This window comes from Enterocloster sp. 210928-DFI.2.20, from assembly GCF_020554465.1.
In the GTDB taxonomy this organism is placed as follows: domain Bacteria; phylum Bacillota; class Clostridia; order Lachnospirales; family Lachnospiraceae; genus Enterocloster; species Enterocloster bolteae.
Genome location: NZ_JAJCHK010000008.1, coordinates 41,171 through 55,978 on the forward strand (window position 1 = coordinate 41,171; position 14,808 = coordinate 55,978).

12 protein-coding genes are annotated in these 14,808 nt (G+C 51.5%); all 12 read right to left on the reverse strand.

Annotated elements, in window-relative coordinates:
- Positions 1 to 23: 23 nt before the first annotated feature.
- The 12 genes from LI015_RS09605 to LI015_RS09660 all read right to left on the reverse strand — a co-directional run bounded on the left by LI015_RS09605 (position 24) and on the right by LI015_RS09660 (position 14,790).
- On the reverse strand, positions 24 to 1,043 hold the full coding sequence (locus LI015_RS09605) for a TRAP transporter substrate-binding protein (protein ID WP_264468439.1): 1,020 nt from the start codon (positions 1,041 to 1,043) through the stop codon (positions 24 to 26).
- Between the two features lie 62 nt (positions 1,044 to 1,105).
- Complete coding sequence (locus LI015_RS09610) at positions 1,106 to 2,335, reverse strand: response regulator (RefSeq protein WP_002578196.1); 1,230 nt, start codon at positions 2,333 to 2,335, stop codon at positions 1,106 to 1,108.
- A 12-nt stretch (positions 2,336 to 2,347) separates the two neighbouring features.
- Positions 2,348 to 3,751 (reverse strand): sensor histidine kinase, encoded by a 1,404-nt coding sequence (locus tag LI015_RS09615; protein ID WP_007038374.1) that lies wholly within the window; start codon positions 3,749 to 3,751, stop codon positions 2,348 to 2,350.
- A 141-nt stretch (positions 3,752 to 3,892) separates the two neighbouring features.
- Positions 3,893 to 5,512 carry a hypothetical protein gene (locus LI015_RS09620; RefSeq protein WP_227124715.1) on the reverse strand — a complete coding sequence of 540 codons (1,620 nt, stop codon included), beginning with the start codon at positions 5,510 to 5,512 and terminating at the stop codon, positions 3,893 to 3,895.
- Between the two features lie 140 nt (positions 5,513 to 5,652).
- Positions 5,653 to 6,066, reverse strand: coding sequence for a DUF3788 domain-containing protein (locus LI015_RS09625; RefSeq protein ID WP_002578194.1), 414 nt, complete (start codon positions 6,064 to 6,066; stop codon positions 5,653 to 5,655).
- 289 nt (positions 6,067 to 6,355) lie between these two features.
- Positions 6,356 to 7,987 carry a serine hydrolase gene (locus LI015_RS09630; protein ID WP_227124718.1) on the reverse strand — a complete coding sequence of 544 codons (1,632 nt, stop codon included), beginning with the start codon at positions 7,985 to 7,987 and terminating at the stop codon, positions 6,356 to 6,358.
- Between the two features lie 271 nt (positions 7,988 to 8,258).
- Positions 8,259 to 8,438: a hypothetical protein gene (locus tag LI015_RS09635; RefSeq protein ID WP_002569931.1), complete on the reverse strand. Its 180-nt coding sequence runs from the start codon at positions 8,436 to 8,438 to the stop codon at positions 8,259 to 8,261.
- A 113-nt stretch (positions 8,439 to 8,551) separates the two neighbouring features.
- Positions 8,552 to 9,586: an NUDIX domain-containing protein gene (locus LI015_RS09640; protein ID WP_227124720.1), complete on the reverse strand. Its 1,035-nt coding sequence runs from the start codon at positions 9,584 to 9,586 to the stop codon at positions 8,552 to 8,554.
- Positions 9,587 to 9,707: 121 nt separating this feature from the next.
- Entirely contained in the window at positions 9,708 to 11,162 is a 1,455-nt protein-coding gene (gene guaB / locus LI015_RS09645) for an IMP dehydrogenase (protein WP_117626496.1), read from the reverse strand.
- Positions 11,163 to 11,389: 227 nt separating this feature from the next.
- Positions 11,390 to 12,784, reverse strand: coding sequence for an FAD-binding oxidoreductase (locus LI015_RS09650; protein ID WP_227124722.1), 1,395 nt, complete (start codon positions 12,782 to 12,784; stop codon positions 11,390 to 11,392).
- Positions 12,784 to 13,974 carry an electron transfer flavoprotein subunit alpha gene (locus LI015_RS09655; protein WP_195633456.1) on the reverse strand — a complete coding sequence of 397 codons (1,191 nt, stop codon included), beginning with the start codon at positions 13,972 to 13,974 and terminating at the stop codon, positions 12,784 to 12,786. The genes LI015_RS09650 and LI015_RS09655 overlap by 1 nt, the downstream gene beginning before the upstream one ends.
- A 27-nt stretch (positions 13,975 to 14,001) precedes the next feature.
- Positions 14,002 to 14,790: an electron transfer flavoprotein subunit beta/FixA family protein gene (locus LI015_RS09660; protein ID WP_002569936.1), complete on the reverse strand. Its 789-nt coding sequence runs from the start codon at positions 14,788 to 14,790 to the stop codon at positions 14,002 to 14,004.
- Between the last annotated feature and the right edge of the window lie 18 nt (positions 14,791 to 14,808).

A 14,808-nucleotide genomic window follows, 5' to 3' on the forward strand; every position in this document is an offset into this window, starting at 1 on the left:
TCCTCCTGTCATTGTGTATGTGTCTATCGTATCTGCCGGATTTTTTCAATCAGGTCCAGATATTCCCCGCCGTATTTCCGGTATACCGGCTCCATTGCCTGGCTCCAGGCCTGCGGATCCTCCGGCTCAAGAATAGTGACCCCCTCCTTCTCCAGCGCCTCATAAGCCTTCTGATCCGCTTCTTCAATGGCCGTTCTGTTATACTCCTGGGTCTCCTTTGCCGCCTGAACCAGCGCATCCTGATATTCCTTCTTCAGATTTTTCCAGGTTATTTTGCTCACCAGAATCACTCCGGGGGTATAGGTATGCCTGTCCTTCACATAATAAGGGGCAACCTTATAAAACTTATTATAATAATAGCTCACCGGCGGGTTCTCCGCCCCGTCGATGGTCCCTGACTCCAGAGCCGTATAAAGCTCCGCATAGGCAATGGGCACAGCCTCCGCCCCCAGAGCTTCCACGGTATCGCCCATCATGGACGCCACCTGAACCCGGATTTTAAGCCCCTTCATATCCTCCAGTCTGCGGACCGGCCTGTCGGCGGTAAAGAAGTTCCTGGCTCCTTCATCCAGATAGGCCAGGCCAATCATTCCGGTGCAGTCCTGGATATTATCCAGTATTTCCCTGCCCAAATCACTGCTGCAAACCTTCCAAAAGTGCTCCCTGTCCCGGAAAACATAGGGCAGCACCAGGGCAGACATCATGGGATTCCCGCTGTCCACCAGGGACATGCTGTTGCCCCGGTACAAGTCAAGCGCCCCCATCTCCATGGACTGGTAACAGCGCGCATCGTCCCCCAGCTGTCCGGAAGGATAGATCTCCACCATGACCTTGCCGCCAGTGAGTTCACTGACCCGGTCGGCAAAATACTGGGCCGAATCCGTGAGCACATGGCCTTCCGGATTCACCTCGCCGTAGCAGAGCACAATCTCCGGTTCATTGTCCGCTCCCGCGGCCCCCTTATTTTCTAAAATCCCGTAGCCGCCCGCCAGGCCTGCAATCAGCGCTGCGGCCGCGGCCCCTATCAACCACTGTTTTTTCAACACGTTCCTCCTGACCAGGACCGGTCATTTTCCAAATTTGCACAAACATTACCGCCTGAACATCATTCCCTCTGAATCTTCATTTCCGAAAAATACTCTACATGATACTTTAAATTATCCCCGTTAAAATTGAGCTGTCCCAGCTTCTCAAAACGCCTGGCTGCCTCCGAGGTCTTGACCCGTATCCCCGGTATCTGGTTGATTCCCCGGATAATTGTCATCAGGCTGCGGCCGAAATTCAGTTTTACCGAAACATCCTGATACCCTAAAAGGGTCTCCAGCTCCTCAATCATCTCCGTAAGAAGCACGCAGCTCAGGTCCTGGTCCTCCAGGGACAGGGATTTGATGATCTGTTCCTCCAGGCCGCAGATCCGTTTCATGCCCTCCGTCATGCTGTCAAAGGCAAGGCGCGCCTCCTGCGCGGAATACTCCCTGATAAAGGAAGCCGCCTCCCCATAGGCTTCCGTCAGCCGTTCCATGCCTTCATAAGCGCCGCTGACACCGCAGGCCACCGGGATTTTCCTCTCCTCAGCCAGGTAATCCCTTGCGCGGGTAATGCAGCCGGTCAGTTCCGTAAACCCATCCTGCTGCTGAGAATAAAGGCAGATCACCATCTGGTCCATCCAGATGCTGTTAAGCACCGTCACCCCTGTCATGTGAAAATAATTTTTCAGCACCTCCTGGGAAAATCCTCCCATGCTAATCAGGGCCGGACTGGAAATAAGCACTACCTTAAACCACCCCGGTCCCACTCCCCACATGGCAAACTCTTTTTCCAGTTTATCCCTGTCCCTGCGGCCAAAGAACACATCCCACAGCAAATCCTTTTCCAGATCCCGGTAAAAATCAAAGGCTGACTTTCCATCCTCCACCAGGTAATTGGAATAGGACAGCATGGACAAGGTATCCTCCCGTTCCCTTACCCTGGCAATGACCTTATCCAGTGTCTCCCGAAGCTCCGAGTCCAAATAGGGTTTCAGCAGATAATCCGTCACCCCCAGCTTGATTGCCTGTTTGGCAAAGGAGAAATCACTGTAAGCGGATATCAGCACAATCTGGATATCCGGATGCCTTTTGCGCACCTCCTCTGCTGTCTTAAGCCCGTTCATCCGGGGCATCTTGATGTCTAAAAGCACAATCTGGGGCTTGCATTCCTCCAGCTTCTCCATCAAATCCATACCGTCCACTGCCTTGTAGACAATCTCCAGCAAGCCGGGATAACTCTCCTTTATAACCTTCTCCAGATAATTCCGCTCATACTGCTCGTCATCTGCCAAAATTACACGCAACATAACCCTTTCCTCCTAATGCCTGTCTGATTTATAAAGCTTCAGCGTAATCTTTGTAATTCCCTCCGTCCGCTGGATATGCAGCACATCCTCTTTCCGGTAAAACAGCCTTAACCGTTCCTCCACATTTTTCAGGCCAATGGAAGTTTTGGGGATAGGCGTATCCCTGCGGGCCGGCTGGCTCGGATCCTCCGGAAAACCCACACCGTTGTCCGCCACCACAGCCTCAATATAATCCGGCTTCTCGGTAATCAGTATATCCACCTTCCCCCCGTTCACCCGGTCCTTCAGCCCGTGCTGGATACTGTTCTCCACCAGAGGCTGGATTGTCAGCGGAGGAATCATCACATCCTCGTCCATAAATGACTTGCGTACATCCAGACAGAAGGTCACCCTTCCCTTTAAATGCAGCTTCTGTATATACAGATATGACTGAAGCAGCTCAATCTCAGCATCCAGCGGAATGGATACCGTGTTGATTTCAATGCTGCTCCGCAGAATTTTGGAGATGGCCTTGACCAGCTGAATGGAGGTATCCCGCTCTCCCAGCTGGATACTGCGGATTACCAGGCTCAGGGTGTTAAACAGGAAATGGGGATTCATCTGCATCTGCAGCTCCCGGATCTTCGCCTCAGCCAGCCGTTCCTTCATCTGGTGTGTCTCATGCAATTCCGTGATCATGGTTCTGATTTGCCGCTTCATCTGGTCAAATGTGGCGGATACCTGGTTCAGCTCCGCATAAGGCGTCTCCTCGATATCCGCTGCCTCCAGGTTATTGTTCATAATTTCCCTGGCAGCGTCCGTCAGCCGTTTGATGGAATTCAGGATACTGGTGCTCATCTGATGGTTCAGCACCATGCCAAAAAGGCTGGCTGCCATGAAAAACACGATCAGGATGCTGTTTGTAAGTCCCAGGGTTCTGCTGTGGCTGGCAAAAGCAGTGTTCAGGTACTCCAGGTACTGGCTCATCAACTGGTTCAGGCACCGCTCAATCTCCAAATCCACCTCGTCCAAATCAGCCATCAGGCTGGGATAGTAGTCCCCGTCAGGCCGGATGTAGGACTCTGCCATCTCCCGCCTGTGCTCAGCAACCTGCCCCACAATCCGGTACATCATCTTGCACTTCCGGTCATTTCGCATCTTCTCATCCAGTCCCCGCAGCTGGCTGTCAAACAGCTCGCACTCGTCGTAGTACTGCTTAAGCATCCCCTCGTCGTGGCTCTTGCTGTACAGCTTAAAGTAGGTCTGTCTCCTGTTATTGATAGCCAGCAGCCCGTTTACCTGCTGGTAATCCTGTAAAAGCCCGTTGTAGCGGCGGGAGGACCCCACATTCACAAGGGCGTTGGATGCTATGAAGATAAAGGCCACCAGCAGCAGAATCACATGGTTCCTTGTCATTTCTTTTCGTATGGATTTCATGAATCGTTTCTCACTTTTCTGCGGGGGATTTTTCCCGGATGATTTTTCTTCTGAGGTTATTCTACAACGGCAGGGGAAGAAAAACAAGTCAGACTGAGTCTGACTTGCTGGGGCCTGTGTGGGGGCAGGTATAAACCTGCCTTATGCTATTTTGTCTGCCCCTATCTCCATCACATACGGCTGGATCCAGTAAAACGCAGCTCCCTGGAATTTCAGTGTTACTTCCGTATCGCCTTCCTCATAAAAAATCCGGAAACCGCTCAGAACGCCCTTCTCATTAAAATCATACCGTTCATGTTCCCATCTTCCCCATCTTAACTTTCTCTGGCAGAGCAGTCCCTTTAACGCCAGCTCCCTCTCTTCATGCACTGCCTCCACGTCGATGTACACAGCGGGTCTCTCCGTCACTTTGGCATTTCCCTGTCCGTCCTCTGATTCTATTGTCTGGGGCTTCATCCTGGTAATACCGAGAATACGCACAGAACCGTCTTTCCACGGAATGGTTTCCTCTAATTCTTTATAGTCCTCCGGGACAGGCAGGGTGACTGGCTCGGATTCCTCACTGTTCAAAAACGTGATTCCCGGAATATGAATCCGGAAAGACCCATTCTGTTCCTCCTGGGGAACATCGAACAGGCATCTGAGGCGCCGTCCGTATTGCTTTATATCCGACAGCCGGTAATGTCCCATATTGTCCCAATAAGGATTGGCAGACAACTCCTTTATTTCATACTGTCTGCCGCTGCCGGATATGGTTGGCATATCCAGGGGCGGTGTGTCCGTATCCAGGGACGGCGTTTTGTAACCAATAACTATGGACGGCCTTCCCTCATCACTGTACACATACCAGGATATCAGGATTCCCTCCTTTACCTTTTCCCCCATACTTATAATGGATATACCGTCATGGGTATCTATGCTTCCATTCTCCTCTTTTGCCAGTTCCTCCAGCGTCCCATATTCAGGCACACTTTTCAGGGCAAATTCCACAGGCTTTTCAAAATCAAAAAGCCGGATTGCATAGCCTGACAAAAGCTCTTCGGAGACAGGAGCTGATGGGAGCTCAAATCTTGCCTCTATGATATAACGGATGTTCCCATATTCCTCAAAATAAGCCGAATAGTCAGCATACACCGATTCCACAGGCTTAATTCCGCCTTCCGGAATGCCGGGACCTGTGAGGAACAGGCCTTCGCCTGATTTCCAAAGTTCGTCCTGATATTTTTCCGAAACAATCATGGTCCCGTCACTTATCGTAAAATACCGGCTGTCTGCGGGAGGTTCCCCGCCTGCCGGGATTTTCTGTACTTCCCCATAGTCATCCAAAACCATACTCACAAGCAGCTCCTGCTTCTGGTGGAGGGCAGATGTCAGGGATATGGTCTTTTCCTTTTGGGGCAGCTTGCATTCAACTACAGCATCCAATTCGTATACCGGATATTCCGATTGAATGATTCCATATTTTGAGGCAAACTGATACGGCAGGCCAGAGACCTGCCCCTGGGATTTGGGCACCTGGTTCACTCCCGGTTCCTGCTGCCCTTGCGTTTCCTGCTTCCCTTGCGCGTCCTCCTCCGTTTCCTGATTCACCTTTGATTCCGGCACCGGTTCCTGGGCCGTACCGGCCGCTGGCCTGGAAACATTCTCTTTCGTTCCTGAGCCCGCTGCCTCTCCCTCCGTTCCTCCTCCCAACCGGCAGCCAGACAGCAAAACAGCCAGCAGACCTGCTGTCATAAGAATAGATATTGTGCTTCTCTTCATGGCGAGTCCTCCTCTCTCCAATAAAATCCACATATATTTATCTGTTTTTATCATAACAGGGCTGCTGCCTGTATTTATTTCTTATTTCTTACATCTTACGAATATAAAGATTAACTTTAGCAGCTGGAAGCTCTCATGGTTCATGATAAACATTTCATTTCCAGCAATTTTTGTATATCACAGAAATGAGCTTCACCGGCAACGCGGTAGTGGATCCATCCGCCATCACCACAAGGGTATTTGTTGTCGATACATTCCTGAGTTTCCTTCTCAACCTGGTCATATACCAAATGAAATTGTGCGTTTGACAACCGAATCATAACGGTAAAGGCGCCATTCTCCGCAAACACATTGCAAATCAGCTTTTTCTTCTTTCTATGGGCAACAGCCCAGCCATATTTATTCCCATAGGGAAAAGTAATCTCCTGCACAGTGCCGCATGTATCTGACAACCACTCATTGATTCGGATAAACAACTCCATACCTTTGCCGCAGTACGCGGCCATATCATCAAATGCCGGTTTATTCTGCTTGTCAAGCATTCTTTCATACATGGTAAACCTCCCTCTATCCCCTTTTCTGAAGCCATGATTATCAGCCCGGTTCTTTTGTTCCAAAGGCGATAAACATATGTTTCTTTGATTGTAATATCAGGGTGCGCTTCTGTCAAATGCAACAGCTTTTTTTCAATTGGCCGGCAAAAACGTAAGCACCAGCCGTTAGCCCGGGGTATCTATTCCAAAACCAAGCTCTCCAAAAAGCAAAAAGAATCTCCCAAAAGCCGCAGCTTTTAGGAGATTCGCTTTATAATACAATACACGCAGCATCTTTTCTATACTGATATTACTGCACCCACGCCCCGCTCTCATCCACCCGCGAGCCATCCGGCGTGGTTGTGTTGGTCAGCATGGCGCCGTCCGCGCCCAGATAGAACCACTGGCCGTTTTCTTCCACCTTTTCCCACTGGTTCCTGGCCATGGCTCCGTTGGAGCGCAGGAAATACCATTTGCCGTTTACCTGGCGCCATCCCTTGGCCATATATGTATTGGAATCAATCCAGTAGGAAACACCGTCTGCCGTAACCCACTCATTGGCAGCCTTGGCCCCGTTATCCTTCACATAGTACCATCCATTGCTGTCCTGTACCCAGCCCTTGGCTGAGGTTGTTCCCGGACCGGCATTTCCCGTGCCGGAAGAACTGCCTGTCGTGCCTGCGTTATCTGAACTGCCTGTACTGCCTGCGCTGCCGCTTAAAGCGCCTGCCTTCACCAGTTCATATCCGTAATCGAACAATGCCTTCGTATCCGTATAATGAGTCGATTTGCTCTTCATGATAACGGCAATCAATCTGACTCCGTCCTTCTCCACTGCTGTCACCAGGGTATTTCCCGCTTTGGACGTATAACCGGTCTTTCCTCCGATAACGCCCGGATAATACCTGGCATCGTTGGGGTTCAGCATCTTGTGTCCAATGGTCACGGTAAGGCCGGAAGGATTCTTTATGGTAGCAGGCAGCGTATACGTGCGCGTGGACGCCACCGTCTTCACCACATCATTCTGAAACGCCGCCCTTGCAATCAGAGCCATATCATGGGGTGTGGTGTAATGATTGGAGTCATTGAGGCCGTGAGGATTTGTAAAATGTGTATTGGTACACCCCAGGGCCGCTGCCTTGGCGTTCATCATCTCCGCAAATTTGGCATTGCTGCCAGCCACATGTTCCGCAAGGGCATTTCCCACTTCATTGGCTGATTTGAGAAGCAGGGCATAAAGACACTGGCGCACAGTCATCACATCCCCTGCCGTCATATTGATGGATACAGCGCCCGCTTCCAGGTTCGTGGTAGCTGTTGCTGAAAATGTGACCTTGTCATCCAGACTGCAGTTCTCCGCCACCAGCAGGGCTGTCATCAGCTTGGTGATACTTGCCGGATAGAACTGCTTGTCCCCGTTCTTGGAAAACAGGACGGTTCCCGTGGCAGCATCCATGAGCACGGCTCCCTCCGAAGCTATCTCCGGCTTCTGCACGGAAGCTGCGGCCGTCTGGTCAAAAGTCCCGGCAGCCTGACCGGCTGGCGGATTCTGCGACGGACTTCCGGATAAAGAGGGGCTTTCTGACGGGGAGGGAGTTCCTGACGTGGAAGGACTCCCTGAGGTGGACGGGCTTCCTGACGGGGACGGGCTCCCTGAGGTGGACGGGCTTCCTGACGAGGACGGGCTTCCTGACGGGGACGGACTTCCTGATGAGGATGGCCCGTCAGATGAAATGACCGCTCCGTCACTTCCGGATTCCGAACCCGGTCCCTGGGACGATACCATCCCCTGGTCAGAGGTCTGGTTCCCGGACTGGAAGGAAGATACCTGGCTTTCTTCCAAAGGCGTGATGGCAGCCGGATTAGCTGAAGCTGCCGTACTCATCAACAGGGTACAGCTGGTGCATATACATAAAAATGATTTCCATTTCTTAAGTCTCATAATATCTCTCCCATACAGCAGGTCATTCTGAACAAAACTAGAGATATTATACCATACTTCATGGTTACAAAAAACATCTATTTCTGACGATAAACTTACGATATATATATTTTTTCTTTAATTGCACAGGCAGATTTTTTTCTTTCCATCCCCCCGCATTCCATTATACAGTGGTTCCCCATGCCTTCATTCCATTGTTTTACTATGCCTTATCCTGCCTTCCTGCCGGAATGTGTTTCATATCCGTTCCGGAACATGGTGCAGGAACACCTTAATTCACGGATGTCAGATCTCTATAAAATTCTATGTATCCGCATTCCGTGCATACATAAGCGATTGTTGGCCCCAGCTGGTTTTTAGAATCGGGAATACGGTCCAGTTCATCCACCCATACAAGGTGTGTTCTGATTCGGTTTATCTCCATCTGGCCTGAACATTTTGGACACCGCATATGCACTTACCTCCTTTGTCGTTTTTTTCATTATACGATGGTTTAGGTGAAAATAAAAGCCCCCTGGGCTGTATGCCCGATGTCCATCCACACTCCCTGTATCCAGTTATCTGCTATTTCTCCTGGCTCCGGCACAAATACCCCTCAATCATCTCCAGCTCATCCAGATATATACAATTTGGAATCCCGTTGTTTCTCACCGCCTCCACACACTGGCCAAGCCCCATCCACATGACGCTCTCCACCTCTTCTTTCTGAAGGGTAAGACGGTCTGCATCCACTGGTTTGCTGTACACATACACAGCACTGACTTCACTGTCCCTGAACATCCTCCCGTAAAACACTTCTTCCATATATCCCTTGTGATACCCGGCAAATTCCAGGTCCTCCTCCCCGGCCTCAATTCCCAGCTCCTCCTTCAGTTCACGGATGGCGGACGGCAGGAATTCATCACCGGCCTGCACATGGCCTGCCGAGGAAATGTCATAACAGCCAGGATAGGAATCCTTTCCCCTGCTCCGCTTCTGCAGCAGAAGATCGTATGTTTTATCCTTATTTTTCCTCACAACCCATATATGGGCAGTCCTGTGGGGAACCCCGTCCATGTGGACCAGGCTCCGCTCCCGGACCACTCCAGTCTTCTTTCCGTCCGCATCCAGTACATCGAACAATTCCAACTGTTTTCCGTTCAGAACAGCCTCACTCAGCCGGTCTCCCTGGTAAGCCAGTTTCAGTGAAAAGAAGGGGGCATCCTCATTTAACAGCTTAAAAAAGATTTTATCCCCTTCCCACAGATTCAGGGACAGCACGTCCTCCTTCTTTACCCACTCCAGCGTACCCTCGTTGCAGGGAATCATTTCCCCCTCATATTTGTCCGCAGTATACAGACACATGTACTCTGTATCCCAGCCCTCCGCGATGAATGTGACCAGCCCCCTGAACCGCCAGGATGTGAGAGTAAGTCCTGTTTCCTCTCTCACTTCCCTGAGCAGGCAGTCCTCCGGGCTCTCGTCCCCTTCAAAATGCCCGCCCACTCCAATCCACTTATCCTTATTCACGTCATTCTTTTTGCTGATTCTGTGGAGCATCAGATATGCCCCCTCATTTTCTATATAGCACAGCGTTGTCAGCCTGCTTTTTTGTTCCATATGCCTGTCCTCCCGTTAAAACCCGCCCATGGCGGGCGATCTGAAATACCCGTCGGAGCAGCTCCGACGGGTATCATTATAAACCAATTCTTCTTATGCTTCAATCATTATGCCCGCATCCCTATTCTTCAATTGAATAGTTGGGAGCCTCCTTGGTAATATGGATATCATGAGGATGGCTCTCCTTTAAGGACGCAGCGGAAATCTTTACAAACTGGGCTGTCTCCTGAAGAGTTGTGATGTCCTGGGCGCCGCAGTATCCCATACCGGAGCGCAGGCCGCCTAAGAGCTGGAACACAGTATCCTCCACCATTCCCTTATAAGCCACGCGACCTTCCACGCCTTCGGGCACCAGCTTCTTTGCATCTGTCTGGAAATAGCGGTCCTTGCTTCCGTTTTCCATGGCAGCAATGGATCCCATGCCGCGGTATACCTTATACTTACGTCCCTGGTACAGCTCAAAGGTGCCCGGGCTTTCGTCACATCCCGCGAAGATGCTTCCCATCATACACACGCTGCCGCCTGCCGCAATGGCCTTTGTCACATCGCCGGAATACTTGATTCCTCCGTCCGCGATAATGGGTACGCCGTACTCCTTGGCAATGCTGTAGCAGTTCATCACCGCCGTAACCTGGGGCACGCCAATGCCTGCCACCACGCGGGTGGTACAGATGGAACCAGGTCCTATGCCTACCTTGACGGAATCGGCCCCAGCCTCAATCAGCGCTCTGGTGGCCTCTGCCGTGGCAACATTTCCAGCCACCACCTGAAGGTCCGGATATGCTTCCTTAATCATCTTCACGCAGCGGATTACATTGGCTGAATGGCCATGGGCGGAGTCCAGAACCACCACGTCCACCTTTGCGTCCACCAATGCTCCTACACGTTCCAGCACATTGGCAGTGATGCCAACGGCAGCGCCGCACAGCAGACGTCCCTGTGCGTCCTTTGCGGACAACGGATACTTAATCTGCTTCTCAATGTCCTTGATGGTGATAAGGCCTTTCAAATTGAAATCATCGTCCACAATCGGCAGCTTCTCCACTCTTGCCTTTGCTAAAATGGCCTTTGCTTCCTTTAAGGTTACGCCCTCCCTGGCTGTAACCAGGTTCTTTGTGGTCATGCACTCCTTGATGGGACGGTCAAAATCCTCCTCAAACTTTAAATCACGGTTGGTAATAATGCCCACCAGCTTCCTGCCCTCTGTGATGGGAACGCCGGATATGCGGAATTTTGCCATCAGATCGTTGGCATCCTTAAGAGTGTGCTCCGGTGAAAGGAAAAATGGGTCTGTGATAACACCGTTTTCAGAACGCTTAACCCGGTCCACTTCCTCGGCCTGGGCTTCAATGGACATATTCTTATGAATGATACCGATACCTCCCTGCCTGGCCATGGCGATGGCCATGCGGTGCTCTGTTACCGTATCCATGCCGGCGCTCATAAGCGGGATGTTCAGTTTAATCTTCTTTGTCAAATGTGTGGTCAGGTCTACCTGGTTGGGAATCACTTCTGAAAATGCCGGTACCAGAAGTACATCATCAAAGGTTATGCCTTCGCCGATAATTGTACCCATTATAAATTTCCTCTCTTTCTGCGTGTATGATTTGATATGTTTTGTCAGAATATTGATAGTCCGTGAACTGTCCGTTTCTTATTAGTATCTTATACTAGCAAATTTTATCTGGCTTGTCAAACCAAAACAGAGAGAAATATTCATTGATTTTACTAATAGGGTTCCATCAGCCATTCTAATATCCCCCTGCGGCTGTCTGCCAGCAGGTTAGTACTGCCAGCTCCATATCAGACAACCTTATCCGGGTTCAGGATCAGATTGGGATCAAAGGCCTTTTTAATCCGCCTCATCAGGCCAATCTGCGTGTCCCCCAGCTGTTCTTTCAGATATTCCTTCTTGGCATACCCTATGCCGTGTTCCCCTGATACTGCCCCTCCATATTCCCGCGCCCTTGCGTACATCATCTCAAAGCCCAGACTCAGTTTTTCTTTCCACTCATCCTCTGCCAGGTCATCCCGGCAAAGATACACATGAAGGTTTCCGTCGCCTGCGTGGCCAAAGCTGGGAATCCGCAGATTCAGTATCCCGGCCACCTCATGGGTGTATTTGATAAAATCCGCCACCCGGTCCCTGGGCACCACCACATCACACTCATCCATCTGGGTGGTGGACGCCTTGATTGCTTCTAAAAATGCCCCTCTGGCGTTCCACACGCTCTGTTTCCTCTCCTGTGTATCCACGATGAACACGTCCAAAGCCCCGTGTTCCAGGCACAGGTCCGCCACCTCCTGGTACTCCGCCCGCACCTGCTCTGCATTTCTTCCGTCAAATGTGAGCAGGATATAGGCATCATTCCTGGTATCCGGGAACCGTTTGCCCAGATATTCCTCCGCAAACAGGATGGTCTCCCGCTCCATAAACTCAATGGCCGTGGCCTGTATCTGCGCCTCCACAATCACTGGCACCATCTCTATGGCCTGCTCCATATCTGCAAATGGAACCAGAAGGCTCACTGTCTTACCCGGAAGGGGAACCAATTTAAGCACGGCCCGGGTGATGACCCCAAGTGTTCCCTCAGATCCAATCATCAGATTTAACAGACTGTATCCGGAACTGTTCTTAACCGTCTTACCGCCAAATTCCACCACCTCGCCTGTGGGCAGCACCACTGTCAGCGCCCTCACGTAATCCCTTGTGACGCCATATTTTACGGCCCGCATTCCGCCTGCATTGGTGCTGATATTTCCGCCTATGGTTGCTGATTTCTCACCTGGATCCGGAGGATAAAAAAGCCCGTTTTCCTCCACGTACTGCGCCAGTTCCATTAAAAGCACCCCCGGTTCCACTGTCACAGTAAGGTTCCTGCGGTCCAGCTCCAGAATATGGTTCATCTGTGTGGTCTCCAGCATAATGCCTCCGTGGATAGCGACAGCCGCCCCCACCAGCCCTGTGCCGGAGCCTCTGGTAACCACGGGAATTCCCTCCCGACTGGCATAGGCCATGATGTCCGAAACCTCTCCGGTGGACAATACCCTTACAAGGGCTTCGGGAGCGCGCTCCACTCCCCCCAGCTCATCGTGGCTGTAATCCTGGCTTATATCGGATCCGGTCAGGACCCGTCCGTCCTCTGTCACCTTTTTCAAATAAGCGATATCCTTCTCATCCAGTTTCCTGTACCCCATCACGTACCCTCCTTAACCGTCTTAAGCAGCCGTGGAAGTATCTCATACCAGTCCCCCACCAGACCGATGTTGGCAATGTCAAAAACAGGAGCCTTCCTGTCCGTGTTAATGGCAATGATGCACTCAGCACCCCTCATGCCCGCCGCAAACTGTACGGAACCGGAGATACCTATGGTAATGATGAGCTTTGGCTTCACCGTTCTGCCGCTGAGTCCAATCTGGCGCCTGGCGTCAAACCAGCCGCACTCAATCAAAGGCCTGGTGCATGCCAGCTGTGCGTCCAGCGCAACGGCCAGTTCCCTTATTAACTCCAAATCCGCCTGACTTTTTACACCCCTTCCAACAGCCACAATCACCTCTGCCTCCGATATGTCAATCTCCTTTGGCTTATGTATGATTTCCTCTACCCTGATTCTCCGGTCAATCATGCCGTCCGTCACCTCCATGGTACGGATGGTGCCTGAGGGATCCTTTGTCACCGGAGGCGCGGAAAATATCTTATACCGGACCGTGCAGAACTGCGGCCGGTTCTTCGGCGTCACAATCTGAGCCATAATATTTCCCCCAAAGGCAGGACGGATCTGCACCAGATCCGTATTCTCCTTCATTTCCAGGACCGTACAGTCTGCTGTCAGCCCTGTCCTAAACCGCGCCGCTACCCTGGGAGCCAGGGAGCGCCCTGCGTTGGTGGCCCCCACCAGGATGGACGACGGCCTGATTCTGGTTATGAAATCCGCAAATACATTGGCGTATGTGAGGACGGAGAAATGTTCCAGCTCCTTCCTGTCATACACAAAGACCTGGTCCACCCCGTATGCCAGCAGTTCCTCTGCCTTTTCTCCCACCCGATACCCCATAAACAGCGCATACACAGGATGGCCTGTGACGGCTGCCAGTTCCCTGGCCTTGCCGATCAGCTCAAATGTCACGGGATGTACGGCCTTTCCATTGTATTCCACGTACACAGCCACTGCGCGCCATTCATCCTTATTAATCCCCGGTTCCTGTGTTTCCATATATTCCACGGCCCCGCCAGGACCTTTCTTCACACACAGCCTGCACATTCTGCAGCCAGAGTCAATTTCCACCTTTCCATCCCTGCAGCTGATGGCACCAAAGGGACATATGTCAATGAGCTGGCGGATGCCGTCTTCATCCAGCTGTTCCTGGTGAATCCTCAGTTCAGCCATAATCCTCTCTCCTTTCTGTCCATACAACTATATAAACTTTGTTTCTCTCAGCACATGATACATCTTATCAGCAAGCACATCAGGGCTTCCATCGAACATTTCCCTGCATTCACTCTTCTCCGGCGGGAATATACGCTCCACCTGGGTGGGCGATCCGGACAAACCATAGTGGCTCTCATCCTGGTCCTCCAGGTCCGTAAGGGAAAACTCCCTCAGATATCCCTCCCGCAGTTCCTTTTCCCGTTTATAGGAAGGGAGCCTCGGCGTATTCACATCCTTGTCCATGGTAATCAGGCATGGCAAATCCATGGCCTGTATCTGTTCATATCCGTCCATATTCATACGCACCCGTATCCGTCCCTCCCCTGTCTCCCTGATTTCCAGAACATTGGAGGCATGGGGTATTCCCAACCACTGGGCCACCTCCGGCCCTACCTGTGCCGTGTCCCCGTCCGTGGTCTGTTTGCCGCAGAGAATGAGATCATACTCCCCCATCCTGCGTATGCCCTGGGATAAGGTATAGCTGGTAGCCACCACATCTGCACCTGCAAATTTCCTGTCGCTGATCAGTCCCGCACGGTCAGCCCCCATGCACATACACTCCTTTAACGCCTCCCTGGCCTGTCCCGGCCCCATGGTGATGACATCCACGGTACCCCCCAGCTGCTCTTTCAACCCAAGGGCGGACTCCATGGCATAGAGATCATACGGATTCAGCTTGGACTGGGTCCCGTCCCGCTTCAGCACTCCGGTTACCGGGTCCACCTCCACATTGGCGGTATCCGGCACCTGCTTCACGCACACAATACATTTCATAAATCCCTCTCCTTAAAA

Coding starts and splice junctions, on each gene's coding strand:
- guaB (WP_117626496.1), bottom strand. CDS start 11,162: ATGGGTACAATTATCGGCGAAGGCATAACCTTTGATGATGTACTTCTG.
- LI015_RS09625 (WP_002578194.1), bottom strand. CDS start 6,066: ATGTATGAAAGAATGCTTGACAAGCAGAATAAACCGGCATTTGATGAT.
- LI015_RS09635 (WP_002569931.1), bottom strand. CDS start 8,438: ATGCGGTGTCCAAAATGTTCAGGCCAGATGGAGATAAACCGAATCAGA.
- LI015_RS09610 (WP_002578196.1), bottom strand. CDS start 2,335: ATGTTGCGTGTAATTTTGGCAGATGACGAGCAGTATGAGCGGAATTAT.
- LI015_RS09660 (WP_002569936.1), bottom strand. CDS start 14,790: ATGAAATGTATTGTGTGCGTGAAGCAGGTGCCGGATACCGCCAATGTG.
- LI015_RS09650 (WP_227124722.1), bottom strand. CDS start 12,784: ATGGGGTACAGGAAACTGGATGAGAAGGATATCGCTTATTTGAAAAAG.
- LI015_RS09615 (WP_007038374.1), bottom strand. CDS start 3,751: ATGAAATCCATACGAAAAGAAATGACAAGGAACCATGTGATTCTGCTG.
- LI015_RS09640 (WP_227124720.1), bottom strand. CDS start 9,586: ATGGAACAAAAAAGCAGGCTGACAACGCTGTGCTATATAGAAAATGAG.
- LI015_RS09620 (WP_227124715.1), bottom strand. CDS start 5,512: ATGAAGAGAAGCACAATATCTATTCTTATGACAGCAGGTCTGCTGGCT.
- LI015_RS09655 (WP_195633456.1), bottom strand. CDS start 13,974: ATGGCTGAACTGAGGATTCACCAGGAACAGCTGGATGAAGACGGCATC.
- LI015_RS09630 (WP_227124718.1), bottom strand. CDS start 7,987: ATGAGACTTAAGAAATGGAAATCATTTTTATGTATATGCACCAGCTGT.